The 23,823-nt window shown below is 71.5% G+C and carries 24 protein-coding genes and 1 pseudogene; 13 read left to right on the plus strand and 12 right to left on the minus strand.

What is annotated here, in order from left to right; all coding sequences use genetic code 11:
- Positions 1–16: 16 nt before the first annotated feature.
- Positions 17–1,486 carry an NCS2 family permease gene (locus ACZ7OH_RS32915; protein WP_470284393.1) on the plus strand — a complete coding sequence of 490 codons (1,470 nt, stop codon included), beginning with the start codon at positions 17–19 and terminating at the stop codon, positions 1,484–1,486.
- Here the strand turns inward: ACZ7OH_RS32915 and ACZ7OH_RS32920 are convergent, their stop codons facing one another.
- Positions 1,487–2,080, minus strand: a complete 594-nt coding sequence (locus tag ACZ7OH_RS32920; RefSeq protein ID WP_470284394.1) for a hypothetical protein — start codon at positions 2,078–2,080, stop codon at positions 1,487–1,489. It abuts the gene before it with no gap.
- Positions 2,081–2,181: 101 nt separating this feature from the next.
- Between ACZ7OH_RS32920 and ACZ7OH_RS32925 the strand changes: the two genes are divergently transcribed.
- The 3 genes and pseudogenes from ACZ7OH_RS32925 to ACZ7OH_RS32935 form a co-directional block, all read left to right on the plus strand.
- Entirely contained in the window at positions 2,182–2,613 is a 432-nt protein-coding gene (locus ACZ7OH_RS32925; protein ID WP_160701219.1) for a MarR family winged helix-turn-helix transcriptional regulator, read from the plus strand.
- 113 nt (positions 2,614–2,726) lie between these two features.
- Positions 2,727–3,983: an MFS transporter gene (locus tag ACZ7OH_RS32930; RefSeq protein WP_470284395.1), complete on the plus strand. Its 1,257-nt coding sequence runs from the start codon at positions 2,727–2,729 to the stop codon at positions 3,981–3,983.
- A gap of 41 nt (positions 3,984–4,024) precedes the next feature.
- A pseudogene (locus ACZ7OH_RS32935) lies at positions 4,025–4,165 on the plus strand (IS982 family transposase); the annotation flags it as partial.
- A gap of 24 nt (positions 4,166–4,189) precedes the next feature.
- On the opposite strand, the gene ACZ7OH_RS32940 reads toward ACZ7OH_RS32935, so the two are convergent.
- The 6 genes from ACZ7OH_RS32940 to ACZ7OH_RS32965 form a co-directional block, all read right to left on the minus strand.
- Positions 4,190–5,221 (minus strand): hypothetical protein, encoded by a 1,032-nt coding sequence (locus ACZ7OH_RS32940; protein WP_470284396.1) that lies wholly within the window; start codon positions 5,219–5,221, stop codon positions 4,190–4,192.
- A gap of 217 nt (positions 5,222–5,438) precedes the next feature.
- The gene (locus ACZ7OH_RS32945) at positions 5,439–6,245 is read right to left on the minus strand and encodes an arylamine N-acetyltransferase family protein (RefSeq protein ID WP_470284573.1); all 807 of its coding nucleotides are present in this window, start codon (positions 6,243–6,245) and stop codon (positions 5,439–5,441) included.
- Between the two features lie 103 nt (positions 6,246–6,348).
- Positions 6,349–6,972: a superoxide dismutase gene (locus tag ACZ7OH_RS32950; protein WP_093949957.1), complete on the minus strand. Its 624-nt coding sequence runs from the start codon at positions 6,970–6,972 to the stop codon at positions 6,349–6,351.
- A 189-nt stretch (positions 6,973–7,161) separates the two neighbouring features.
- Complete coding sequence (locus tag ACZ7OH_RS32955) at positions 7,162–7,818, minus strand: biliverdin-producing heme oxygenase (protein ID WP_470284397.1); 657 nt, start codon at positions 7,816–7,818, stop codon at positions 7,162–7,164.
- A gap of 74 nt (positions 7,819–7,892) precedes the next feature.
- A complete protein-coding gene (locus tag ACZ7OH_RS32960) occupies positions 7,893–8,489 on the minus strand; it encodes a TetR/AcrR family transcriptional regulator (protein ID WP_470284398.1) in 597 nt (198 codons plus the stop codon).
- Between the two features lie 16 nt (positions 8,490–8,505).
- Positions 8,506–10,005, minus strand: a complete 1,500-nt coding sequence (locus tag ACZ7OH_RS32965) for a glutamate-cysteine ligase family protein (protein WP_470284399.1) — start codon at positions 10,003–10,005, stop codon at positions 8,506–8,508.
- A gap of 211 nt (positions 10,006–10,216) precedes the next feature.
- Here ACZ7OH_RS32965 and ACZ7OH_RS32970 point away from each other — a divergent pair, with 211 nt between their 5' ends.
- Positions 10,217–11,023 carry a TrmH family RNA methyltransferase gene (locus ACZ7OH_RS32970; RefSeq protein WP_470284400.1) on the plus strand — a complete coding sequence of 269 codons (807 nt, stop codon included), beginning with the start codon at positions 10,217–10,219 and terminating at the stop codon, positions 11,021–11,023.
- Between the two features lie 11 nt (positions 11,024–11,034).
- Positions 11,035–11,646: a DUF2537 domain-containing protein gene (locus tag ACZ7OH_RS32975; protein ID WP_470284401.1), complete on the plus strand. Its 612-nt coding sequence runs from the start codon at positions 11,035–11,037 to the stop codon at positions 11,644–11,646.
- On the opposite strand, the gene ACZ7OH_RS32980 is transcribed toward ACZ7OH_RS32975, so the two are convergent.
- Complete coding sequence (locus ACZ7OH_RS32980; protein ID WP_470284402.1) at positions 11,534–12,622, minus strand: hypothetical protein; 1,089 nt, start codon at positions 12,620–12,622, stop codon at positions 11,534–11,536. The genes ACZ7OH_RS32975 and ACZ7OH_RS32980 overlap by 113 nt on opposite strands.
- Positions 12,623–12,679: 57 nt before the next feature.
- Here ACZ7OH_RS32980 and ACZ7OH_RS32985 point away from each other — a divergent pair, with 57 nt between their 5' ends.
- Positions 12,680–13,033 carry an MmcQ/YjbR family DNA-binding protein gene (locus ACZ7OH_RS32985; RefSeq protein WP_470284403.1) on the plus strand — a complete coding sequence of 118 codons (354 nt, stop codon included), beginning with the start codon at positions 12,680–12,682 and terminating at the stop codon, positions 13,031–13,033.
- Here the strand turns inward: ACZ7OH_RS32985 and sepH are convergent.
- The 3 genes from sepH to ACZ7OH_RS33000 form a co-directional block, all read right to left on the minus strand.
- Positions 13,030–13,872 carry a septation protein SepH gene (gene sepH, locus ACZ7OH_RS32990; protein ID WP_470284404.1) on the minus strand — a complete coding sequence of 281 codons (843 nt, stop codon included), beginning with the start codon at positions 13,870–13,872 and terminating at the stop codon, positions 13,030–13,032. The genes ACZ7OH_RS32985 and sepH overlap by 4 nt on opposite strands.
- 192 nt (positions 13,873–14,064) lie before the next feature.
- Entirely contained in the window at positions 14,065–15,210 is a 1,146-nt protein-coding gene (locus ACZ7OH_RS32995) for an ATP-binding protein (RefSeq protein WP_470284405.1), read from the minus strand.
- Positions 15,207–15,869, minus strand: coding sequence for a response regulator transcription factor (locus ACZ7OH_RS33000; RefSeq protein ID WP_470284406.1), 663 nt, complete (start codon positions 15,867–15,869; stop codon positions 15,207–15,209). Before ACZ7OH_RS33000 ends, ACZ7OH_RS32995 begins: the two co-directional genes overlap by 4 nt.
- 114 nt (positions 15,870–15,983) lie before the next feature.
- Here ACZ7OH_RS33000 and ACZ7OH_RS33005 point away from each other — a divergent pair, with 114 nt between their 5' ends.
- From ACZ7OH_RS33005 to ACZ7OH_RS33030, 6 genes are all read left to right on the plus strand, one after another.
- Positions 15,984–16,523 carry a hypothetical protein gene (locus tag ACZ7OH_RS33005; RefSeq protein WP_470284407.1) on the plus strand — a complete coding sequence of 180 codons (540 nt, stop codon included), beginning with the start codon at positions 15,984–15,986 and terminating at the stop codon, positions 16,521–16,523.
- Positions 16,520–17,614, plus strand: coding sequence for a peptidoglycan-binding protein (locus ACZ7OH_RS33010; RefSeq protein WP_470284408.1), 1,095 nt, complete (start codon positions 16,520–16,522; stop codon positions 17,612–17,614). The genes ACZ7OH_RS33005 and ACZ7OH_RS33010 overlap by 4 nt, the downstream gene beginning before the upstream one ends.
- The gene (locus ACZ7OH_RS33015; RefSeq protein WP_400895618.1) at positions 17,611–18,297 is read left to right on the plus strand and encodes an ABC transporter ATP-binding protein; all 687 of its coding nucleotides are present in this window, start codon (positions 17,611–17,613) and stop codon (positions 18,295–18,297) included. The genes ACZ7OH_RS33010 and ACZ7OH_RS33015 overlap by 4 nt, the downstream gene beginning before the upstream one ends.
- Complete coding sequence (locus tag ACZ7OH_RS33020) at positions 18,294–19,499, plus strand: ABC transporter permease (RefSeq protein WP_470284409.1); 1,206 nt, start codon at positions 18,294–18,296, stop codon at positions 19,497–19,499. The genes ACZ7OH_RS33015 and ACZ7OH_RS33020 overlap by 4 nt, the downstream gene beginning before the upstream one ends.
- A gap of 327 nt (positions 19,500–19,826) precedes the next feature.
- On the plus strand, positions 19,827–21,344 hold the full coding sequence (locus tag ACZ7OH_RS33025; protein ID WP_470284410.1) for an amidohydrolase family protein: 1,518 nt from the start codon (positions 19,827–19,829) through the stop codon (positions 21,342–21,344).
- Between the two features lie 48 nt (positions 21,345–21,392).
- On the plus strand, positions 21,393–22,610 hold the full coding sequence (locus ACZ7OH_RS33030; RefSeq protein WP_470284411.1) for a glycosyltransferase 87 family protein: 1,218 nt from the start codon (positions 21,393–21,395) through the stop codon (positions 22,608–22,610).
- Here ACZ7OH_RS33030 and serC read toward each other — a convergent pair.
- Positions 22,603–23,727 (minus strand): phosphoserine transaminase, encoded by a 1,125-nt coding sequence (gene serC / locus ACZ7OH_RS33035; RefSeq protein ID WP_470284412.1) that lies wholly within the window; start codon positions 23,725–23,727, stop codon positions 22,603–22,605. The genes ACZ7OH_RS33030 and serC overlap by 8 nt on opposite strands.
- Positions 23,728–23,823 lie beyond the last annotated feature (96 nt).

Raw genomic sequence — 23,823 nt, forward strand, 5'->3', positions numbered from 1 at the left:
AGAATGGGCAGGCCAAATGGCGGAGCAGGAGACGACCCGCGCCGGGACGTCCACACTGGACCGGTTCTTCAAGATCACCGAACGGGGCTCGACCGTCCCGCGCGAACTGCGCGGCGGCTTGGTCACCTTCGTCACGATGGCCTACATCGTGGTGCTGAACCCGCTGATCATCGGCAGCTTCTCGGCCGACGACGCGGGCGCGCACAAGGACCTCCTCGGCGGCATCCTGCCCGTACCGCAGGTCGCCGCGGTGACGGCGCTCGTCGCCGGCGTGATGACCATCCTCATGGGCCTCGTCGCGAACTACCCGTTCGCCATCGCGACCGGCCTCGGCATCAACAGCCTGGTCGCGGTCACCATCGCCCCGCAGATGACGTGGCCCGAAGCGATGGGCCTGGTCGTCATCGAGGGCGTGATCATCGTCCTGCTGGTGCTCACCGGGTTCCGCACCGCGGTGTTCCGGGCCGTGCCGGCCGCGCTGAAGTCCGCGATCGCCGTCGGCATCGGCGTGTTCATCTGCCTGATCGGCCTGGTCGACGCCGGGTTCGTGCGCCGGCTGCCGGACGCCGCGCACACGACCGTCCCGGTCGGCCTGGGCATCAGCGGCTCGATCGCCTCCTGGCCGACCGCGGTGTTCGTCGTCGGCCTGCTGGTCACCGGCATCCTGGTCGCGCGCAAGGTCAAGGGCGCGATCCTGATCGGCGTGCTGTCCTCGACCGTGCTGGCCATCGTCGTCGAGGCGATCGTCAAGGCCGGGCCGTCGCAGGGCACGAACCCGAAGGGCTGGAACCTCGGCTACCCGGCGCTGCCGGACCAGGTCCTCGGCCTGCCGAACCTCTCGCTGGTGGGTGAGGTCTCGTTCGGCGCCTGGACGCGGCTGCCGATCATCACCGTCTGCCTGCTGGTGTTCACCTTGGTCCTGGCCGACTTCTTCGACGCGATGGGCACGATGACCGGCCTCGCGAAGGAAGCCGACCTGCTGCCGCCGGACGGCCAGCTGCCCAACGTCGGCAAGGCGCTGTTCGTCGAGGGGCTCGCGGGCGCGGCCGGCGGGTTCGGCTCGGCCAGCTCCAACACGGTGTTCGTCGAGTCGGCGGCCGGCATCGCCGAGGGCGCGCGGACCGGCCTCGCGAACATCGTCACCGGCGTGCTGTTCATCGCCGCGATGTTCCTGACGCCGCTCTACCAGGTCGTGCCGGTCGAGGCGGCCGCGCCGGCGCTGGTCGTGGTCGGCGCGATGCTGATGGCGCAGGTTCGCGACATCGACTTCACCGACTACTCGATCGCGCTGCCCGCGTTCCTGACCATCGTCGTCATGCCGTTCACCTACTCGATCGCGAACGGCATCGGCGCCGGCTTCGTCAGCTACGTCGTGATCCGCGCGGCCACCGGCAAGGCCCGCCAGGTGCACCCGCTGATGTGGGTGATCGCGCTGGCGTTCGTGGCGTACTTCGCGGTCGGGCCGATCCAGGCGGCGTTCAAGTGATCAGCCCGCGTCGCTGACTTCGAGGGTCCGGTCGAGGACCGACCGGTTCGCGGCGAAGTCCGCCACGGGCGCGTCGAAGCCGATGGTGACCATGGTGTCGCCGATGCCCACGGCGACGAGGCTCACCTGCCGCGCGACCCCGGCGCGGTCGAAGGTGTAGTCCCACTCGGCGGCGTCGCAGCTGCCGACCGGCGCGTGCTCGGCGACCGACGTGAGGTGGTAGCCGGACTCGTGGTGGGTGGAGTGCTCGAGGGCGCGCAGGCCGCTCAGCGGATCCTCCTGAGTGAGGGGGATCCGGTTGGTTTCCAGCACCAGCCGGCCGGTCGGATCGGTGCGGGTGGCGCGCTCGTCCACGTTCGCCACCGGCCAGTCCGGGACCGGGATCTCGAAGTTCCAGCCGCGGCCGTTGGCGGCGTCCGGTGACCGGTAGACCTGAAGGTGGCCGACCTGCGTGCTCGGCGGTGCCGTGACGCTCGCGGTGGCCGGGGCCGGGGCGCCCTCCGGGGTCGCGCCCCCGGAGGGCAGGACCTGGATCACCACGATCCCGAGCGCGACCGCGCCGACCACGGCCGAGCCCACCAGCTTCTTGTTCATCGAACCCCCCCGGTTTCTCCGAGAGGAGGACGCGCAGGGGACGCGGGGGTTGCGGTGGAGATCACCCGTTCGCCTGAAGTTTCGTAAGGTATGCTAACTATATGTCCGGCGACACGCACGAGCGCTCCTTGGCGAGCCGTCTGCGTCTCGCGGTGGTCCGGCTCAACCGCCGGCTGCGGGCACAGCGCGTCGGGGACGACCTCACGCTGACTCAGGTCGCCGCGCTGTCCACCTTGCACAAGTGCGGTGCGCTGACCCCGGGTCAGCTCGCCGCGAAGGAAGGCGTCCAGCCGCCCTCGATGACGAGGGTGATCGCCGCGCTCGAGGAGATGCGTTTCGTCGAGCGGCGCCCTCACCCGACCGATGGCAGGCAAGCCATCGTCGAGCTGTCCGAGAGCGGGCTGGCCTACGTTCAGAAGGCCATCTCCGTGCGGGAGGCGTGGCTGGACCGGCAATTGGCGGAACTCGGCGACGAAGAGCGTGAAGTGCTCTCCAAAGCCGCCGAAATCATAGACAGGATGGCGGGGAACTAACCACGGTGACGGTCACGGGTAGCGAAACGAAGCGTTCGATCCAGACCACTGCTACCCGGGAAACGGCTTCACCGCCGTCCGCTTCACCACCGTCTCCGGCCAAGCGCGGCAGCATGTTCGCCTCGCTGCGAATCCGCAACTACCGGCTGTTCTTCACCGGCCAGGTCATCTCGAACATCGGCACCTGGATGCAGCGCATCGCCCAGGACTGGCTGGTGTTCACCCTCAGCGGCAACAACCCGATCGCCCTCGGCATCGCCGTCGCGCTGCAGTTCGCGCCGACGCTGTTCCTTTCGCTCTGGGCCGGTGTTCTCGCCGACCGCGTCGACAAGCGGCGGCTGCTCACCTGGATCCAGGCGGCGGCGTGTTCGCAGGCCGTGGTGCTCGGCGTCCTCGACATCACCGGGCTCGTGGCGCTGTGGCAGGTCTACGTCCTGTGCTTCACGCTCGGCATCACGGCGTCGCTCGAAGTGCCGACGCGACAGTCGTTCGTCGCCGAAATGGTCGGCCGGGACCAGATCGCGAACGCCGTCGCCCTGAACTCGTCGATCTTCAACATGGCGCGGATCGTCGGGCCGGCGATCGCCGGGTTCGCGATCACGTGGATCGGCACCGGCTGGCTGTTCATCGCGAACGCGCTGAGCACGGTCGCGGTGATCGCCGGGCTCGTCCTGATGAACCCGGACAAGCTCTTCCGCGTCGCGGCGGTGCCGCGCGAGAAGGGCCAGCTCGCCGAGGGCCTGCGCTACGTCCGGCGGCGCTCGGACCTGATGACGGTGATGGTGCTGGTGCTGTTCGTCAGCACGTTCGGCATCACGTACTTCTCCTCCCTCCCGATCGTCGCGGCGAACGTCTTCCACACGGCGGCCGACGGCTACGGCTTGCTGTCGACACTGGTCGCGGTCGGCACGTTCACGGGCGCGATCATGTCGGCCCGCCGCGGCACGAAGGGCCGGCCGCGGGTGCGGCTGATGCTCGTGTCCGCGTTCTTCCTCGGCGTGTTCGAGCTGATCACGGCGTTCATGCCGACCTACCTGACGTTCGGCCTCGGCCTGATCCCGCTCGGCTTCGCCACGATGACGTTCCTCAACACGGCGAACGCGCTGGTGCAGACGTCGGTCAGCCCCGAGATGCGCGGCCGCGTGATGGGGCTGTACGTGCTGGTGCTCATCGGCGGCAACCCGATCGGCGGCCCGATGGTGGGGTGGATGGCTCAGGCGTTCGGCGGGCGGTCTCCCTTCTACATCGGTGGGGCGGTTTCGGCGTTGGCCGCGGTGGTCTGCGCGGTCGTGCTGATCCGGCGGGGTGGGGTTTCCTGGCCGGTTCAGCGGGGGTTCGGGCTTCGGGTGCTGAAGCGGGCGAAGGTCTAGACGAGTAATGCGTATGTCCGGGTGGTGATGACGATCCGACCGGCTTCTGCCGCTTGCCCTCGCGCTGGTTCCGGGGGCTGCGGCTGCACCGGGTCTGCACCCCGGCCGGGCTACCCATCGCCTGGGCGCCGGCCGATCCGAAGATCGACGAGCGGCAGGTGCGCATGGCGATCTGCGACCACTGACCGAGTTACGCATTACCTCGCCTAGCGGCCCAGTAGCGGTGGGACCACCTTCTCGGCCAGCTCACGGATCCCCGGCATCGTCCGGTCGAGGTCGAACATCTTGACGACGAGGGTCTGGGCGGAGCCGTTGACGAGCTGGACTTCGATGACCCCACCTTGTTCGCTGACGTCCGCGGGCCGGCCCGCGAAGCTGTCGGCGAAAACCCGAGTCGGGCTGCTGGGGTTGTACGCGAGCGTGACCTCGGCTCCGCCGGCTTTGCGCCCGCAGGCGGACGGCCAGTCGGGTTGGACCTGGTCGAGGGGAAGGCCGAGCCCCCGGGCTAGCTGGGTGCAAAGCTGCCGCATGATCAGCGGGTAGGCGGCATCGGCGATGCCGGTGCCGGTGATCGGGCTCAGCTCGGGTGGGTGTGCCTGCTCTTCCCGGCTCGGCAGCGACGGCCCCGGCGTGGTGATCGCGCCGACCATCGCGGTGCCGAGTTCCTCCGCCATCCCCCGGAAGTCTTGCTCCGCGCGGACGCCCAGCTGGTTCGCGACCCGGAGCTGGAGTTCGGGGGCGGCCCACTGTTCCTCGGTGTCGGCGAGCCGGACGGTCAGCACGGCGTCGGTGGCGGGGGCGGTGGGGCTCTTCGTCATCGTCCCCTGGTGCGCGGCCACGGTGACCGCGACCGGTTCGACGCCGTCGATCGGACGCCGTTCGTAGGTGCTCGCGGTGACCTCCAGCTCGTCGGTGACCACGTGGCAGGCGTCGCCCGACACCTCGCGCAGGACCGCGCCGCCCAGCACCTTGCGCCAGGTGTCTGCCGGAACGGCGTTGCAGAGCACCTGGCCCCGCGTGCCGAACGGCAGTGCCGCGGCCATCTCCCCGGTCGGCATCGGGACCGGGCGGATCGCCTCGCCGTGCGCCGACGGCCACTTGGCCGGCAGTGCCCTCGGTGCTTCCGCCGGCGAGTCGTGGGCCGACCACCAGGCCAGGCCGCCCACCAGCATGAAGACCGCCGTCAACGTCACCGCGATCAGCACGGTGCGGTCCTTCTGCATCCCCCTCATGTTCACGGCGTAACCGTATCGGCACGCACCGACGAAAAAGGGCGGTTCAGAACACCGCTGTCACTCGAACGAGTGAGATCCGGGTCTCCCCATGGGACCCCTTGCCCGAAGAGATGAGGTTAGGCTAACCTCATGCATGTCCGCTTCGTGGTGGGAGCGGCAGTCAGTTCGGGAACGGACGGAGCCCCGGCCCTGGGAACCCCAGGCCGGGGCTTCGTTCACTTCACGGCAGTGTCGGGCTGAGCGCGCCGCTCGTCAAGGGACTCTCACCCGGTGGCGTGGGCAGCCGGTTCAGCGTCAGGCCGAAGTAGACCCGGTACGCCGTCCGGATCGCCGCTTCGGAAGCCAGGACGACCTCGTGCCGGACGCCGTCGACCGTCTCGATCAGCCGGTCTCCCGACAGCGTCACGCGGCCCTGGGACGTCGGGCGGGAACACGTCAACGACTTCGTGAAGTGCGACGACGGCGAAGTCGCCTGCCACCACGCCATCGGGACGAAGTCCGACAGCGGCCGCGGACGGCGTTCCAGGCGGTACTGCGGCTTGCCGTCCTGCAGGACGTCGACGTCGCCGTGGGGCGCGTCCAGCACCAGGAACTCGCCGTCCGGATCGGACTGCGCGTCCACGCCGGACAGTCGCAGCGGGTGCCGGGAGAAGCGGCCGAAACCGACGTCGACCAGCCACTCTTCTTCGTCCAGTGAAACGACGATCGCCGCGTGGTCCAGGGGCGGGCCCAGCGTGCCGTCCGGGCGGAACACCTGGGCCGCGTGCAACGCCGCGTCGTACCCCAACGAGCGCAGCAGCGCCGCGAAGAGGCCGTTGAGCTCGTAGCAGAACCCGCCCCGGCGGCGGCGGGCGATCTTGCCGAACAGTGCCTCTTCGGTCAGCTCGATCGGCTCGCCCAGGTGGATGCTCAAGTTTTCGAACGGCACCGCGGCCAGGTGGCGTTCCTGCAGGTGGCGCAGCGTCGCGAGGTCGGGTGTCGCCGGCCACGCGACGCCGAGGCGGTCCAGATACGCGTCGACGTCCATGGCGAACACTCAAACACCTCGACCGCGCTCGAGGTCAAGTGATTTCACCCGCCGACGAAAAACGGGGCCCTCCCGTGCAGGAGGACCCCGTTTGCCGTAGGACTCAGCCCAGCAGCAGGCCGTTGCCACCGGCGACGGCGTTGTCGAACCGCTTGGAGATCTCGGCCCAGTTGAAGATGTTCCAGAGAGCCTTGACGTAGTCCGGCTTCACGTTCTTGTAGTCCAGGTAGAACGCGTGCTCCCAGACGTCGACCAGCAGGATCGGCACGGTCGGCAGGATCAGGTTGTTGTGGTGGTCGCGCAGCTGCTGGGTGATCAGCGTCTTGCCGATCGGGTCCCAGGAGAGCGCGCCCCAGCCGTTGCCCTGGATCGTGGTCGAGACGGCGGTGAACTGCGCCTTGAACTTGTCGAAGGAGCCGAACGCCTCGTCGATCGCCGCGGCCAGTTCGCCGGTCGGCTTGTCGCCGCCTTCCGGCGACAGGATCTTCCACCACACGACGTGGTTGGCGTGGCCGGCCAGGTTGAAGGCCAGCGTGGTCTCCAGGCCGACGATGTTGCCGAAGTCGTTCGCTTCGCGGGCGGCTTCGAGCTTGTCGAGCGTGTCGTTCGCGCCCTTGACGTAGGTCGCGTGGTGCTTGCTGTGGTGCAGCTCGTTGATCTCGCCGGAGATGTGGGGCGCGAGGGCGCCGTAGTCGTAGTCGAGATCGGGCAGCTCGTAGCGGGCCATTGGCCCTCCTTCTGTCTTCGACACAAGTTTCCGGTACCGAACCTAGTAGCACACTGCCCTCCGCGGCGAGCGGGGGCGCGTGGCCGTCACTGCGTGGGACGGCGGCTCCGTAGGTGGCGTACCCGAGGGTCCGCCACCCGAAACCGAGCCTGCTACCTGGACTTAACTGGAGGTCAACGAGCTGTGAGATCACGCACGGAAGTCGTCCAGGCGGGAAGCCAGTTCGTCGAAGACGGCGACGTTGCACTCGAACGCCACCAGTGTCTCGTCGATCACGCGGGCGCGGTCGGCCTCGTCCCACGGTGCGTTGTCCAGCTTCGCGCGGTACTGGTCCCGGAAACGCGGGGCGCTGCCGATCTCGAAGTGGTAGAAGAGCGTGCCCGCCTCGGCGACGTCGTACTGGCGCTCCAGCAGCCGCCGGATGGCCTGGCCGCCGGCGATGTCGCCCAGGTAGCGCGTGTAGTGGTGGGCGACGTACCCGCCCGCCCACGAGGACGCTTCCTCGATCCGCGAAACGTAAGCCCGGGTGGACGCGAGCGGCTCGATCGTCGAGCGCCAGTCCGGGCCGACCAGGTGGGCCAGGTCGCGCTCCAGGTTCGGCAGCCGGCGCAGCTCGTCGAAGACGAACTCGCCCCCGACCGGGTCGCCGGCCATGCGATCGCTCGCCGCCTCGATGGCGCTGTAGACGAAGTAGTACTGGATCGCCAGCCGGGTGTAACCCTCCTGTGTCAGCTCACCGCCGAGCAGGGCGCGCATGTACGTCGAGTAGTTCGCCTTCTCGTGCACCTCGAGCGTCGACGCGCGCAGGGTCGCCGAGAACGGGCGAGCGTCCGTGGTCACCGACATGGGGCAGGCCTCCCGGCGATCGATCTGACACGCTGTCAGAAAGATCGTAGGGCATTTTTCCGGGTTAGGCTACCCTAAATCGACGCCCCGACCGCGCGCAGCACGAACCGGACGGCGGCTTCGACGACGTCTTCCAGCTGCTCAGGGGGCCCGTCGACGAGCGCCCGGTTGCCCAGCGCGGCGGTGATCATCGGGATCAGGACGTCCGGGTCTTCGGCGGGCCAGCGCCCGAGGTCGACGCCGCCGGCCAGGATCGCGCGCAGCCGGTCGGTGATCGGGTCGGCGTGCGCGCTGATCCGGCGGTAGGCCGCGGGGGCCAGCGCCGACGCGAGCGCCGTGCCCGGTGGCATGTGGAACTCGGCCAGCACGCGCAGCTGCAGCCGGACGAACGTCGCGAGCTGGTCGACCGGGTCGGCCTGCGCCTCGACGGCTTCGGTCAGCCGCGTGACGTACCGGGCCGCCTCGTCCTCGACGAACGCGACGAGCAGGCTTTCCTTGTCCGGGAAGTGGTTGTACAGCGCGGTCCGGCCCACCCCAGCCGCCGAGGCGACGCCGGCGAGCGTGATCGCGTCGAAGCCGCGTTCGTACAGCTGGGCGCGCAGGACTTCGAAGACGCGCGTGCGGACTTCGCGCCGGTGCGCCTCCAGCGACTCACCGAGAATCTTCGGCATCGACCCAGGCTAGCGGTCAGTCGCTCAGCTGCCAGGTGTGCACCGGCTCGCCGGACTCCGACAGTTCCAGGTAGCGGCCCAGCATGCGGGTCAGCGCTGCTTCCCGGTCGAGCCCGCGTTCCTGCGCGCGCAGGACGTAGTCGCGCTGCCAGGTCGCCCCCGTCCGCCGCGCGAGGCAACGCCGCTCGATGATCCCGAGGTAGCGCTCGCGGGCTTCGTCGGAGACGTCGGAGCGGCGCAGGCCCTCGTGGGCGAGCGGGAGCAGCACGCGCAGCGCCAGCTCGTCCGGCGGGATCCAGCCGATGCCCGGCCAGTACAGCTGCGCGTCGAAGCCGCGGCGGGCGCCGGCGTAGAGGTTCTCTTCCGCCGCCTGGAAGGACATCTGGCTCCACACCGGGCGTTCCGCCTCGGCGAGCGCGCGCTGGGCGCCGTAGAAGAACGCCGCGTTCGCGACCGTGTCGACGACCGTCGGCCCGGCGGGCAGCACCCGGTTCTCCACGCGCAGGTGCGGCAGGCCGTCCACGACGTCGTACACCGGGCGGTTCCAGCGCCAGATCGTCCCGTTGTGCATGCGCAGCTCGGTCAGCTTCGGCGCCTGTCCCGCGTCGAGCGCCTCGATCGGGTCTTCGGCGTCGGTTTCCGGGAGCAGGCCGGGGAAGTAGCGGACGTTCTCCTCGAACAGGTCGAAGATCGACGTGATCCAGCGCTCGCCGAACCAGACGCGCGGCCGCACGCCCTGGTTCTTCAGCTCTTCGGGTCGCGTGTCGGTCGCCTGCAGGAACAGCGGGATGCGCGTTTCGTTCCAGAGTGCCTTGCCCAGCAGGAACGGCGAGTTCGTCGCGAGCGCGATCTGGGGCCCGGCCAGGCACTGCGCCGCGTTCCAGTGCGCCGCGAACTCCTCGGGCGCGACCTGCAGGTGCAGCTGGACGCTGGTGCAGGCCGCTTCCGGCAGGATCGACTCGGCATAGCTGCGCAGGCGTTCGGGCTGCTGGCCCGGCAGCGCCGCGCCCTCCATCGCGAGCACCGTGCGTTCACCGCGCGCGGCGAAGATCTGGTCGTTCAGCGTCGAGTAGCGGGCGTTGTTGGTGAGCCACTTCTGGTCGAAGTGCTCGTGCTTCAACGTCGGGAGGATGCCGATCATGGCCAGCTGCGAACCGGTGTCGCGCGCCTTCGACGCCGCCGTCGCGAGGTACGCGCGGAGGTCGTCTTCCAGCTGCAGGGCCGAATCGCCGGCCAGCGGCCGCGGCGGCACGTTCAGCTCGATGTTGTGCTGGCCCAGCTCGGTGGTGAACGACGGGTCGTCCAGTGCCTCCAGCACGGCGGTGTTCGTCATCGACGGGCGCAGCTCGCGGTCGACGAGGTTGAGCTCCACCTCGAGGCCGATGTTCTTGCGGGGGAACGAAAAGCTGCCGTCGGTGAGCATGCGGGCCAACGTGTCCAGGCAACGCTGCACCTTGCGGCGGTACCGTCCGCGGTCCAGCGTGTTGAACGGTTGAGCCGCGAGGTCCATCCCCATGACCATCCCTGCTTTGCGTCGGCGTGGAACTAGGACGTGTTTCAGGTCCTGGCGGACAACCGTTACACAGGCGATGCACCCGTGCTAGCGGCCAAACTGGTGCTCTCCGTCACGACGAGTTAACTGACAGCAAATTGAGCCCGTTCGTACCACCGGCCGTTCGACGTTCGGACCAGTGAAGTGCCCGGCAAGCGGGTGACAGACTGGGCGGATGGGCGTGATCCACATCGACGACATCGACGACCCGCGCGTGGCCGATTTTCGCGACCTGTCCACAGCGGACCGCCGCCCGGACCGCCCGGGTGGCAAGGGACTCGTCATCGCCGAGGGCACGGTCGTGGTGTCCCGGCTGCTGGCGTCCCGGTACCCGGTCCGGGCCCTGCTGGGCGTCGAACGGCGGTTCGCCGAGCTGGCGGACGACCTCGCCGGGCTCGACGTGCCCCGGTACGCCGCTTCCGCGGAGACGATGGCGGAGATCGTCGGCTTCCACCTCAACCGCGGGGTCCTCGCCGTCGCGGACCGGCCGGCGCCGCTGACGGTTTCCGACGTCGTCGAGGGCGCCGGCACGATCGCCGTGCTGGAAGGCGTCGGCGACCACGAAAACCTCGGCGCGCTCTTCCGCAACGCGGCCGCGCTCGGCGTCGACGGCGTCCTGCTCGGCCCCGGCTGTTCCGACCCGCTGTACCGGCGCAGCGTGCGCGTGTCGATGGGGCACGTCCTGCGCGTGCCGTTCGGGCACCTCGCGGACTGGCCCGGCGGGCTCGACGACCTCAAAGCGCGCGGGTTCGCCGTGGCCGCGTTCACGCCGCGGCCGGGTTCGGTCCCGCTGCCGGACCTCCGGGCGCACGCACCCGGCCGGGTGGCCCTGCTGTTCGGCGCCGAAGGTCCCGGGCTGACGGAAACGGCGCTGGCGGCGGCTGATCACGCGGTCCGGATACCCATGCCGGCCGGAGTCGACTCCCTCAACATCGCGACGGCCGCCGCCGTGGCCTTCTACGAACTGGCGCGGGCCGACTAAGGTTCAGGTCCATGGAGCTGCGGATCCGCGGTGAGCGCGCCGTGCTGGCCGGACCGGGCGGGGAACACGCGCGCGAGGTCGACCCGCACAAGCTCGCGATCGGCGCCGACCTGGCCCAGGCCCTGCACGAGTGGGCGCGCGTGGCGTCCGCGGTCTCGGCGGGGTCCGGGGCCGAAGCGGGCGCGGTCGTTTCGCAGCGCGGCCGCCAGCTGGCCGGCCGGCTCGCCTCGGTGATGGGCACGACCGTGCGGTTCGTGGACCCGGTGACGGGCGCGGACACGGTCGTCGAGCCGCCCCCGCGCGAGGGTGCGCCCGGCCGGAAGTTCGTCCGGACCGTGCTCGGGCCGCTCGACCCGCCGGGAGAACCGACGCCGTGGCTGACCGGGTTGACGGTGTCGGCGTTCATCGCGGCCGTGGTCGTCGTGGCGATGCTGGCGCTGGCCTCGACGCTGGCCCGGGAGACGAGCGGGTGGCTGGCGCTGGTCGCGTCGGTCGTCGTGACGGCCGGGATCACGCCGTCGCTGTGGCTGATCCGCCGCACGCCGATCTTGCGGTGGGCCGCGTACGGCGCGGCGGGTGGTGTCGTGATCGCGTGGATCGGCGTGCTGGTGATCGCCTTCTAGCGGTGCCGGACGTAGGTGACGAGCGTCCCCTGCGCGCGCGTCGAGGTCTGGCTGCGGGGGCACGCCCAGCGCGGTGAGGCCGAAGCCGAGCGCGAGAACGCGCTCCTCGCCGGTGATGGCCGCCGAAGCACAGCACGACCCAGAGCGCCGGGGCGAGGAAGCCCGTGAACGACATCCGGAACTTCCGCCCGGGGACCGGAGGTGGCGCCGACGGGCGGCGCAGCAGCAGGATCCGGTCGGTGGCGTCGGCGAACTCGGCGACGGGGAGCAGGCCCTCGGTGCCGACGATCCCGGCGATCCGGGCGGGCGTGAGCTTCGCGTGTCGGACGCTCACGCACAGTTCGTCGCAGCCGTCGAACGGCGCGTCCAGCCACGGCAAGCGCGGCGACCGGCCGGCGACGACCCGGATCGCCAGCTCACCCGCACCGACCGCGGCGGCGGCCACCGCGACCGGCAGCAACGGCCAGAAGCTCGGAGCCGGCTTGACCCAGACGACCGCGCCCAGCACGCAGGCGGCGAACAGCGCGCCGAGGGCGGACCGGACGTGCCGGCGGGTGATCCGCGGCCGGGCGCGGGGTCGCAGCTCCTCCTCCGGCAGCCCGGCGCGGCGCAGCAGCAGGAGCCGGTCGGTGGCGTCGGCGAACTCGGCCACCACGGCCATCCCGGCGGCGGCCGCGACCGCGCCGACGTCCGCGCGGCTCAGCCGCAGCCGGCGCAGGCTCGCCCAGAACTGCTCCTCCTCGCCGAGCAGCTTCGCGAGCCGGCGGCGGTCGGCGTCCGTGCCGGGGCCCGGTCGAAGTTCCGCGTGGGCGTCCGCTCGAACCGCAGGCACCCGGCCTGGCCGGACGGCGGCAGCGACGAGTCCCCAGTGCGCGGGCGAAACTTCGACGACCGGCGCGCCGGAGAAGACGCGGAACCGCAGCTCGCCGAGCCGCAGCAGCCACGTCTGCTCGACGGCGTGCGCGGTGGTCGTCATCGAAAGTCACGCTGCATGACCGACCCCTCCCTCAGCGTGACATCGTAACCTGGCGGCATGCGGCAGCTGGACGCTTTGCGGAAGTTGTGCCTGGCCCTGCCCGAAGCGACCGAGCGGCTCAGCCACGGCTCGCCCGCTTGGTTCGTGCGCGGCAAGAAGACCTTCGTCATGTTCCACGACGACCACCACGGCGACGGCCGGCTCGCCTTCTGGTGCCCGGCGCCGCCCGGCGTGCAGGAAGAACTCGTGCGGACCGAGCCCGAACGGTTCTTCCGGCCGGCCTACGTCGGGCACCGCGGGTGGCTGGGCGTGCGGCTGGACGTCGACGTGGACTGGGGTGAGGTCGAGCGGATCGTGCGCGAGGCCTACCGGCAGGTCGCGCCGAAGACGCTCGCGGCGCGGCTGGATTAACCGCGCTGCGAGCGGACCCCGAGCAGCACGTCCTCCCAGGACGGCACGATCGGGTGGTTCTTCTTGGCCTTCGGCCGCGGCTGGTCGGCGTGGTCCTCTTCCGGATCCGCCGGGACGCGCGGGATCTCGCGCGTGTCGTCGTCCGGGTCCGGCTCGGCCGACGGCAGCTCGGCGCGCTCCGGTTCGACCGAGTCCAGCGTCGGCTGGAACTCCGTCTCGCGGGCCGGTTCGAGGGCGCGGACCGTGCGCGGGGCGCGGTAGGCGTTCGGGTCGAGCAGGACCTCGGCGTTCTCGTCGAGCGCCACGACCGTGCCGCCGTGCGCCCCGGGCGAGAACGCCCAGTGCGCGCGGTTGTCCGACCGCCCGGCCTTCCACCGCAGCACGACGACCCAGCGGCCGTCGTCGCCCTTCCACGAGTCCCAGGTGGCCTGGGAGTAGTCGTGCCCGCGGACGCCGAAGCCGTACGCGACGACCTCGCCGAGCGTCTGCACGTCGGGGCCGTCCTCGCGGACCGGGTGGGCGCTCTGCGCGAGCTCGGCGGTCCGGGACCGCTCGAGCAGGACGGGGTAGGCGTAGCGCTCGACGCGCTGCGTCGAGACGCCCGCGCCGGCGGCGACCTGCTCGACGGACTCGCCGGCGCGGATGCGCTGCTGGATCTCGCGTGGGCGCATCTGGCTCTCCAACTCGATTTCGATCTGGCCGAGGCGCGTGATGTCACCCCGCGCCGCCGCGCGCAGCCGCTCATCGGCCGGGAGCAGGAAACGAGTACGGCTCGCCGGGTCTTCGAGCACGATGGACTTCCCGTCCTCGTGCAGCCCGACCACTCGCAGCGCCCGCATTGTTCTCGCCTCCCCGATCTTCTTCACCGTTGTGGGTGCCCACGTTAGAACGGCGCGTCGGCTTGACGTGCGAGGCGCGCCGAGTCCGCGACGAACTGCCCACTGTTCACTTGGCGACTCCCGCATCATCGACGACCCAGGTCGGCGCCCGCCGGGTGACACGCCGGACACGGTAAGTCACGATCGAGTGGATCAAGACGGCGGCAGGCGGACCGTCACGGTGAGCCCGCCGCGCCGCCCGGGCTGGGCCTCGGCGTAACCCCCGTGCGCCGACGCCACCGAGCGCACGATCGACAACCCGAGCCCCGCGTTGCGCGTGTCCCCGGTGCGCTCCGACCCCACCCGGCGGAACGGCTCGAACAGCGTCGGCACGGCCTCGGGCGGCACCACCGGTCCCGAGTTCCGCACCTCCAGGGCCGGCTCGCCGCGGACTTCGACGTAGACCCAGCCGCCCGAGGCGTTGTACGTGATCGCGTTGACCACCAGGTTCGTCACCAGCCGCTCGAGCAGGACCGGGTCACCCGCCACCACCCGCGGCCGCAGCCTCGTCTCGACCGCCACCCCGGCCGCCGACGCCTGGGCCGCCGTCGCGCGGACCACCGACGCGGTCACCTCGTCCAGCCGGACCGGCGTCCGCGCCTGCAGGCCGCGGTCGCTGCGGGCCAGGATCAGCAGGCCCTCGATCATCCGTTCGCTGCGCTCGTTGGTGTGCAGCAGGTGCGTGCCGAGCTTCCGCAGTTCCGGCGCCGCTTCGGGGTCGGCCATCGCCACCTCGACCAGCGTCCGCTGCACGGCCAGGGGCGTCCGCAGCTCGTGGGACGCGTTCGCGACGAACCGCTTCTGGCTGTCGAACGACTCCGCGAGCCGGTCGAGCATGCCGTCGAAGGTGTCCGCCAGCTCCTTCAGCTCGTCGGGCGGGCCGTCCAGGTTGATCCGCCGGTCGAGCTTGCCCGCTTCCAGCCGCCGCGCCGCCGACGTGATGTCGTGCAGGGGCCGCAGCGCGCGGCCCGCCATCAGCCAGCCGAACAGCACGGCCAGCGCCGCCGTCACGACCAGCGCGATCGCCGAGCCGACCAGCAGCGTCGACAGCGTCGAGGAGCGGTATTCGTCGAGCGAGCCGCTGACCAGCCGCATCGCGACGCCGGCCGTGGGCATCGTCTGCGCCGGGATGCCGTAGGTCAGGTCGGCCGAGCCGACCGTCGACAAGGCGACCCGCGCCGGGTCCGGCAGGGTGCTCTGCACCAGCAGGTAGTTGATCACCACGAGCACCAGCCCGGCGAGCAGGAACAGCGCGCCGTACCAGGCGGTGAGCTTCGCGCGGACCGAAAAGCCGTTCACGGCGTGCCGAACCGGTAGCCGGCGCCGGGCACGGTCCCGATCACCGGCGGGTCGCCGAGCTTGCGCCGCAACGTCATCACGGCGACGCGCACCGCGTTCGTGAACGGGTCGGCGTGCTCGTCCCACGCCTTTTCCAGCAGGTCCTCGGCGCTGACCACCGCGCCCTCGGCCCGCATGAGCACTTCGAGCACGGCGAACTCCTTCGGCGAGAGCAGCAGGAACCGGCCGTCGCGCGCGGCCTGGTGGCGCGGCAGGTCGAGCACGACGCCGTCGCGCTCCAGCACCGGCGGCAGCGCGGGCCGCGCGCGCCGCGACAGCGCCTGCACCCGCGCGACCAGCTCGGCGAACGCGAACGGCTTCGTCAGGTAGTCGTCGGCGCCGAGGCCCAGGCCGGCGACGCGGTCGGTGACGTCGGCGGCCGCGGTCAGCATCAGCACGCGCGCTTCGCCGCCCGCCTCGACGACCGCCGCGCAGACGGCGTCGCCGTGCACCTTCGGCAGGTCGCGGTCGAGGACCACGACGTCGTAGCCGTGCACGCCGACGCGTTCGAGGGCCTGCTCGCCGTCGTAGCAGACGTCGACGGCCATCGAGAAGCGCCGCAGCCCCTCCGCCACGGAGTCGGCCAGCAGCCGTTCGTCCTCCACCACCAGCACGCGCACCCGCCCAGTCTGCGCAGGAGGGCCATAAGGACCGCATAAGCGACGCCGCTTAGCGCGCCCGAATGCCCCGATCCGTAGACCTGGCACCCATCCGGAGGACGAAAGGAGCGAGCCATGCGGACACGGATCTTCGTCGCGGCGCTCGGGGCGGCGCTGCTGCTCGGGGGCTGCGGCGCGAAGGCCGACGAGGGGTCGAAGGTCGCGTCGATCTCGACGCCGCCGAAGTCGGGCGGACCCACGGCGGCCGACAGCAGCGGCAAGAGCGACGAGGACAAGATGCGCGACTTCGCCAAGTGCATGCGCGAGCACGGCGTCGACATGCCCGACCCCAAGCCGGCCGGTGACGGCAAGGGCATGGCGATCACGCTGGGGGGCGACGCGAAGGACAGCGGGAAGCTCGACGCCGCGCAGAACGCGTGCAAGCACCTCATGCCCAACGGCGGCGAGATGAAGCCGCCGAGCGCCGAGCAGCTCGACAAGATGCGCAAGGACGCCAAGTGCATGCGCGACCACGGCATCGACATGCCGGACCCCGACCCGAGCGGCAAGGGCGCGATGCGGGTCGGCGGGCCGGGCGACGACCCGAAGAAGTTCGAAGCCGCCGCCAAGGCGTGCGGGCTGGGCATGAGCGTCAGCAGCGAGGCCGGAAAGTGAGCGAAGTGACCCACCTCAAGCCGCGCCGTCGCGGCCGGACGCGCTGGTTCGTCGCCGGCGCGGTCCTCGTCGTGGTGCTGGGCACCAGCTCGGTCGTCATCTTGACCCGGGTGTCGAGCGCGACGCCGGTCAAGGAGGCCGCGCCGCCGGCGGTCGAGACGGCCGAGGTGGTCAAGACCGACCTCAGCGAAGAGGAAGAAGCCGACGGCACCCTCGGCTACGGCGACGAATCGAGCGTCCAGGGCCGCAAGCCGGGCACGATCACGTCGCTGCCCGCGGCCGGCGCCACGATCACCCGCTGCCAGCCGGTGTACGGAGTGGACGCGAAGCCGGTGCCGCTGTTCTACGGAACGCTGCCCTTCTACCGGGACCTCGCCACCGGCGCGGACGACGGCGCCGACGTCAAGCAGCTGGAGGAGAACCTCAAGGCGTGCGGCTTCGGCGGGTTCGGCACCCCGGACAAGAAGTTCACGGCGGCGACGGCGGCGGCGCTGAAGAAGTGGCAGAAGTCGCTGGGGCTGGAGCAGACCGGCGCGTTCGGCCAGGGTGACGTCGTGCTCGCGGCGGGCGAGGTCCGCGTGTCGGCGCTGGCGGCCAAGCCCGGGGCGCCCGCGCAGGGCGAGGTGCTCAAGACGACCGGGACCGTCCGGTCGGTGCAGGTGAAGCTGGACGCGGCGAAGCAGGATCTCGCGCAGCAGGGCGCGAAGGCGTCCGTGACGATCAACGGGAGAAGCACGCAGGGCACGATCACCGACGTCGGGCGGACCGCCGTCGAAGGCAAGGATGCCGCCGGCCAGGACGACGGCAAGCCCAAGATCACCGTGACCGTCCGGCTCGACGACCCCGCCGCGGGGGGCACGCTCGATTCCGCGCCGGCGAGCGTCCGGTTCACCAAGGACGTCCACCACGGCGTGCTCGCGGTTCCGGTCGGGGCGTTGCTCGCGCTCGCCGAAGGCGGGTACGCCGTCGAGGTCGACGAGAACGGGCAGCGCCGGCTGATCGCCGTCCAAACAGGACTGTTCAGCGGCGGCAAGGTCGAGGTCACCGGGAACGGCCTGACCGCGGGCATGCGGGTGGTGACGACGTCGTGACGCCCGTGCTGCGCGTCCACGAGGTCACGCGCACCTACCCCGGCGGCGTGGCCGCGCTCGACGGCGTCTCGCTGTCGCTGGAAAACGGCGAGATGGTGGCGATCGTCGGGCCGTCGGGGTCGGGGAAGTCGACGCTGCTGCACCTGATGGGCACGCTCGACCGGCCGTCGTCGGGACGCGTCGAACTGCACGGCCACGACGTCGCCGCGCTGCCGGACCGGAAGGTCTCCGCGCTGCGCTCGCGCTGGATCGGGTTCGTGTTCCAGCAGTTCTTCCTCGACGAAGGGATGAGTGCGGTGGACAACGTGTGCACCGGGCTGCTCTACGCCGGGGTGCCGCGGCGACGGCGGCGCGAGCGGGCGCTGGCCGCGCTCGACCGCGTCAAGCTGGGGCACCGGGCGTGGCACCGGCCGGGGGAGCTGTCCGGCGGCGAACGCCAGCGCGTCGCGATCGCGCGGGCCGTGGTCAACGAGCCGTCGATCCTGCTGGCCGACGAGCCGACCGGCAACCTCGACACGGGCACCGGCGCGTCCGTGCTTTCGCTGCTCGGCGAACTGTCCGCGGACGGCACGACGATCGTCGTGATCACCCACGACCGGGAGATCGCCGCGGGCATGCCGCGCCGGATCGAGCTGCTCGACGGGCACCTGCGCCTCGACACCGGTCTGGTGGGTGCGCGATGACCGCGGTGCTGCTGCCGGAACCGGCCCGGCTCAAGCCGCCGGACGTCGTCGCGCTCGGCGCCCACGGCATGCGGACGCGGCCGGTGCGCGCGGTGCTTTCCGCGCTGGGCATCGCGATCGGCGTCGCGGCGATGGTCGCGGTGCTGGCGATCCCGGCGTCCGGCGGCCAGGCCCTGCACGACCGGCTGGCCGCCCTCGGCACGAACCTGCTCACCGCCGGGCCGGGGCAGACGCTCTTCGGCGACAACGCGGTGTTGCCCGACGACGCCGTCCCGATGGCGAAGCGGATCGCGCCGGTGCAGGCGGCGAGCGGGACCGGGAACACGTCGGCGAGCGTGCGGCGCAGCGACAAGATCGCGCCGGACGACACGTCCGGGCTCGCGGTGTACGCGGCGAAGCCGGACCTGCTGGCCGTGCTCGGCGGGAAGGTGCGCGTCGGCGCCTTTCTCGCGGCGGGCAACCAGGACTACCCGGTGACGGTGCTCGGGGCGCAGGCCGCGGCCCGGCTCGGCATCGACCGCGTCGACCCGGCGCGGCCGCCGCAGGTGCTGATCGGGACGCAGTGGTTCACGGTGGTCGGGATCCTCGCACCGATGCCCCTGGCGCCGGAGATCGAACGGTCGGCCCTGGTCGGCTGGGACGTCGCGAAGCGGCTGCTCGGGTTCAACGGCTATCCGTCCACTGTGTACGTTCGCGCCGAGGAGTCCCAAGTGGACAGTGTGCGTACGGTGCTGGGCGCGACGCTGAACCCGCAGGCGCCGAACGAGGTCCAGGTCCGCCGCCCGTCGGACGCGCTCGCCGCGCAGAAGCTCACGGACACGACGTACAGCGCGCTGTTCTTGGGGCTGGGCGGGGTGGCGCTGCTGGTCGGCGGGGTCGGGGTGGCGAACACGATGGTGATTTCGGTGCTGGAGAGACGGCGCGAGATCGGTCTCCGCCGCGCGCTCGGGGCGACGAAGCGGCAGATCCGCGGGCAGTTCCTGGCGGAGTCGGTGCTGTTGTCGGGGCTGGGCGGGCTGGCAGGGGTGCTGGCCGGGGTGCTGGTGACGGCGGGGTACGCGCTGAGCCAGGGGTGGCCGGCGGTGTTGCCGTGGGCGACGCTGGCGGGCGGGGTCGGGGTGGCGGCGCTGGTGGGGGCGATCGCGGGGGCCTACCCGGCGGTGCGCGCGGCCCGGCTGGCACCGACGCAGGCGCTGGCTTGAGGTGCACCCGGGGTGGCCGGCTCGGGGGCGGGGGTGGCGGGCTCGGTTCAGTGGGGGCCGCCACCCCCGGCCGCCCCGGGGCCGGCGAAGGCAGCGCTTTCAAGGGAAAGCGCTGCCTTCGCTACCTCTGAACGCGCGCAGCCTCCGGCGCGGCTCGGCCGGCCGCCCCGGGGCCGGCGATGGTGCGGGCCCGGTCCGGGGCTTTCCCGGGAAAGCGCTACCTTCGCTACCTCTGAGCGTGCGCAGCCGGAACACCGCACTCTGGGAGAACCGCGCCCTCCTCCAGGCGGGTTGAATGAGCCACGGACCCGAGCGAAGGGGGCGGCCGTGGTGCTGGTCGAGGCGAACCGGCGGGACTTCCTTCGATGGCTGGCAGCCGCCGGCGCGGGGCTCGCCACCGCGGGGGTCGCTCCCGCCGTTTTCGCTCAGGAGGCCGCCGCGGCCGGCTCGGAACCCGTCGTCGTTCTCGGGGCCACCCTCGTCGACGGCACCGATGGCCCGCCCCTCCCGGACTCGGCCGTCGTGCTCGTCGGCGACCGGATCGCCTGGACCGGCCCCGCCGCGCACCTGCCGCCGCTGACCGGGGTCCGGACCGTCGACGGACGGGGCCGGTACCTCGTGCCCGGCCTCTGGGACCTGCACACGCACGGCCTCGACCTGGAAGCGATCTTCCCGCCGCTGTACCTGGCCAACGGCGTCACCGGCATCCGCGAGATGTGGGGCTACACCGAAAACCGCGCGGCGCGCGACAAGATCGTGCGCGGGGAGCTGGCCGGCCCCCGGGTCGTCATGGGCAGCTCGATCATCGACGGTCCCATCTCCATGCTTCAGCCTCCCGTGACGAAGGTGGCGACGGCGGCCGAGGGACGCGCCGCCGTCCGGACCGCTCTCGCCGAGGGCGCAGACTTCGTCAAGGTCTACTCCTACCTGGGCGCGGAGGCCTTCGCGGCGATCGCCGACGAGTGCCGCCGGGCCGGGCTGCCGTTCGCCGGGCACTGGCCGTACCGGGTCCCGCAACCGGCCGCGAGCGACGCCGGCCAGCGCAGCTTCGAGCACCTCTTCGGCGTCCCCGTCTACACGTCGGCGCACCGGGACGAGCTCCTCCGGACGCTGGCCGCGACGCCGTTCGACCCGGCGAACCCGCGCTCGTTCTTCGTCCTGGCCCGGGAGCTGGACCGGCGCGCGACCGAGGCGTACAGCCCGTGGCGCGCCCACGAGTTCTTCGGCCGCCTCGTGGGCAACGAAACCCGGCTGACCCCGACGATGGTCGTCAACAAGGTGATGTGCTCGCCCGCAGACACCTTCGCGCACGATCCGCGGCTGAAGTACATCCCGCGGGACGTGCGGGACAACTGGGCCGAGCAGGTGCGGATCCGCACGCCGGTCACGCCCGAGGAGATCGCGCAGCAGGCCGCCTACTTCCACGCCCAGGTCGAGCTGGCCGGCGCGGCGCACCGGGCGGGCGTCCCCCTCCTCGCCGGCACGGACTGCCTGAACCCGTACGTCTTCCCCGGCTTCAGCCTGCACGACGAGCTGGCGCACCTGGTCGACGCGGGCCTGTCGCCGCGGCGGGCGCTGCAGGTGGCGACCCGGGACGCGGCGGCGTTCCTCGGCCGGTCCGCGACCGCGGGCACGATCAGCCCCGGCAAGGTGGCCGACCTGGTGCTCCTCGACGCCAACCCCCTCTCCGACATCCGCGCGGTCCGGCGGATCGACACGGTCGTGGCGGCCGGGCGGGTGTACAGCCGCGCGGCGCTGGACCGCCTGCTGGCCGACGTCGAAGCCGCGACGAGCGCGGGCGCGAACGCCAGGTCAGTGGGCTTGCCGGTGCACAGCTGCTGCTGAGCGCCCGGTAATCTCGGCCGGTCGAAGACCTGGGTTCGAGGGGGCGCGTTGACTGGGCGGAAGCTGGCGTGGGCGCTCGCCGCGCTCGAAGTCGTCGCCGTGATCCTCGTGCTCGTCCTCAAGCGGTTCGACGGACTGGACCTCGAGGTCTACCTCGGCGGCGCCAAGGCACTGGCCGAACAGGGCTCGCCGTACGACGCTTGGGTGCCGACCACGCACCAGATCCTGCTGCCGTTCACCTACACGCCGTTCGCCGCGGCCGCGTTCTGGCCCGGCACGCTGCTGCCCTTCGCCGTCACGATGAAGCTGGTCAGCATCGCGTCGATCGTCGCGACCGGCGTCGTCGCCTACCTCTACGTCGCGACGCTCAACGGCTCGCTCACCGACGCCACCAAGGTCAACGGCCGGGCGGTCGCCGCCCTGGTCGCGATCGGCGCGCAGCTCGCCGGGGCCCTGCTCGAGCCGGTCCGCTCGACGCTCGGCTTCGGCCAGATCAACGCGCTGCTCATGGTCCTGGTCGTCCTCGACATCCTGCTCCCCGGTGACCGCCGGCGGACGAAGGGCCTGCTCATCGGCGTGGCCGCGGCGATCAAGCTGACGCCGGCCGTCTTCGTCGTCTACTTCCTGTTCCGCCGCGACTTCCGCTCGGCCGCGCGCGTGGTCGCCGGGTTCGTCGCGGCGGGGGCGCTGCTGTGGCTGATCCGGCCGTCGGCGTCCTTCACGTACTGGACGAAGCTCGTCTTCGACGCGGGCCGCATCGGTGGTGTCGACTACGTCGGCAACCAGTCGCTGCACGGCCTGACCGTGCGCGCCGGCTGGCCGGAGGCCGCCTGGGTGCTGGCCGCGCTGGTGGTGATGGCCCTGGTCGCGGTGATCGTCGCGCGCGCCGAGCCGGTGCTCGGGCTGACCGCCTGTGCGCTCGGCGGCCTGCTCGTGTCGCCGATCTCGTGGACCCACCACTGGACGTGGTGCGTGCCGATCCTCGTCCTCGCCGGGTGGTACGCGTGGCGCTTCGGCCGGGCGATCCGGTGGACGGCGGCCGCGGTCGTCGTGGCCGGGCTGACGTTGTTCATCGTCGGCCCGATGTGGTTCGCCCCGCGCCCGGCGCCGTCGGTGGGCTGGTGGCTGGCGACGGAGTCCTACGAGCTGTACGGCCTCGCGCTGCTGGTCCTGGCCGCGTTCGGCGCCCGCCGCCTGAGCACGGAAAAGGGGACCTCCGCCACCGAAGCGGCGAAGGTCCCCTCGAAGGAACCTCAGGTCAGCTGAGGCGCTCGACCACGTACTCGACGGCCTGCGTCAGCTTGGTGACGTCGTCCGGGTCGATCGCCGGGAACAGGCCGACGCGCAGCTGGTTGCGGCCCAGCTTGCGGTACGGCTCGGTGTCGACGATCCCGTTGGCGCGCAGCACCTTCGCCACCGCGGCGGCGTCGACCTCGTCGCTGAAGTCCACCGTGCCGACGACCTGCGAGCGCAGGTCCGGGTCCTTCACGAACGGCGTCGTGTAGCTCGTCTTCTCGGCCCATTCGTACAGCCGCGACGACGAGTCCTTCGTGCGCGCGGTCGTCCACTCGAGGCCGCCCTGGCCGTTCATCCACTCGATCTGCTGGGCGAGCAGGAACAGCGTGGCGACGGCGGGGGTGTTGTACGTCTGGTCCTTGCGGGAGTTGTCCAGCGCGGTGGTCAGCGACAGGAACTCGGGGATCCAGCGGTCGCTCCCGCCGATCTCGCCGATCCGCTCGACCGCGGCCGGGGAGGCCAGCGCGATCCAGAGACCACCGTCCGCGGCGAACGACTTCTGCGGCGCGAAGTAGTAGACGTCGAAGTCCTCGGCCTTGACGGGGAGACCGCCGGCGCCCGAGGTGGCGTCGATCGCGACGAGGGCGCCTTCGCTGCCCTCGGGGCGGCGGACCGGCACGGCGACACCGGTCGACGTCTCGTTGTGCGCCCAGCCGACGAGGTCCGCGCCGGCTTCGTAGGCGATGTCCGGCGCGCTGCCGGCGTCGGCCTTGACGACGATCGGGTCGGCCAGGAACGGCGCGCCCTTGGTCACGGAGGCGAACTTCGAGGAGAACTCGCCGTAGGTGAAGTGCTGCGAGCGCTCGCGGACCAGGCCGAAGGCGGCCGCGTCCCAGAACGCCGTGGTGCCGCCGTTGCCGAGGATCACCTCGTAGCCCTCGGGCAGCGAGAACAGCTCGGACAGGCCCGCCCGCACGCGCCCGACGAGGGACTTGACCGGCTTCTGCCGGTGCGACGTGCCGAGGTAGGTGGAGCCGGACTCCGCCAGTGCGCTCAGCTGCTCGGCGCGGACCTTCGACGGTCCGCAGCCGAAGCGGCCGTCGGCCGGCTTGAGGTCTGCGGGGATGGTCAACTCAGCGTCGGTCATGTGGCCAGTCTCTCAGGTCGGGATGCGGCTGGTGAAGGTGGTTCTTCGCTGTCCAGTATGTGAAACAAAGGGTGTTCCGGGCACCGGGACGCCCGT

This window comes from Amycolatopsis sp. NPDC114478 (assembly GCF_055633805.1).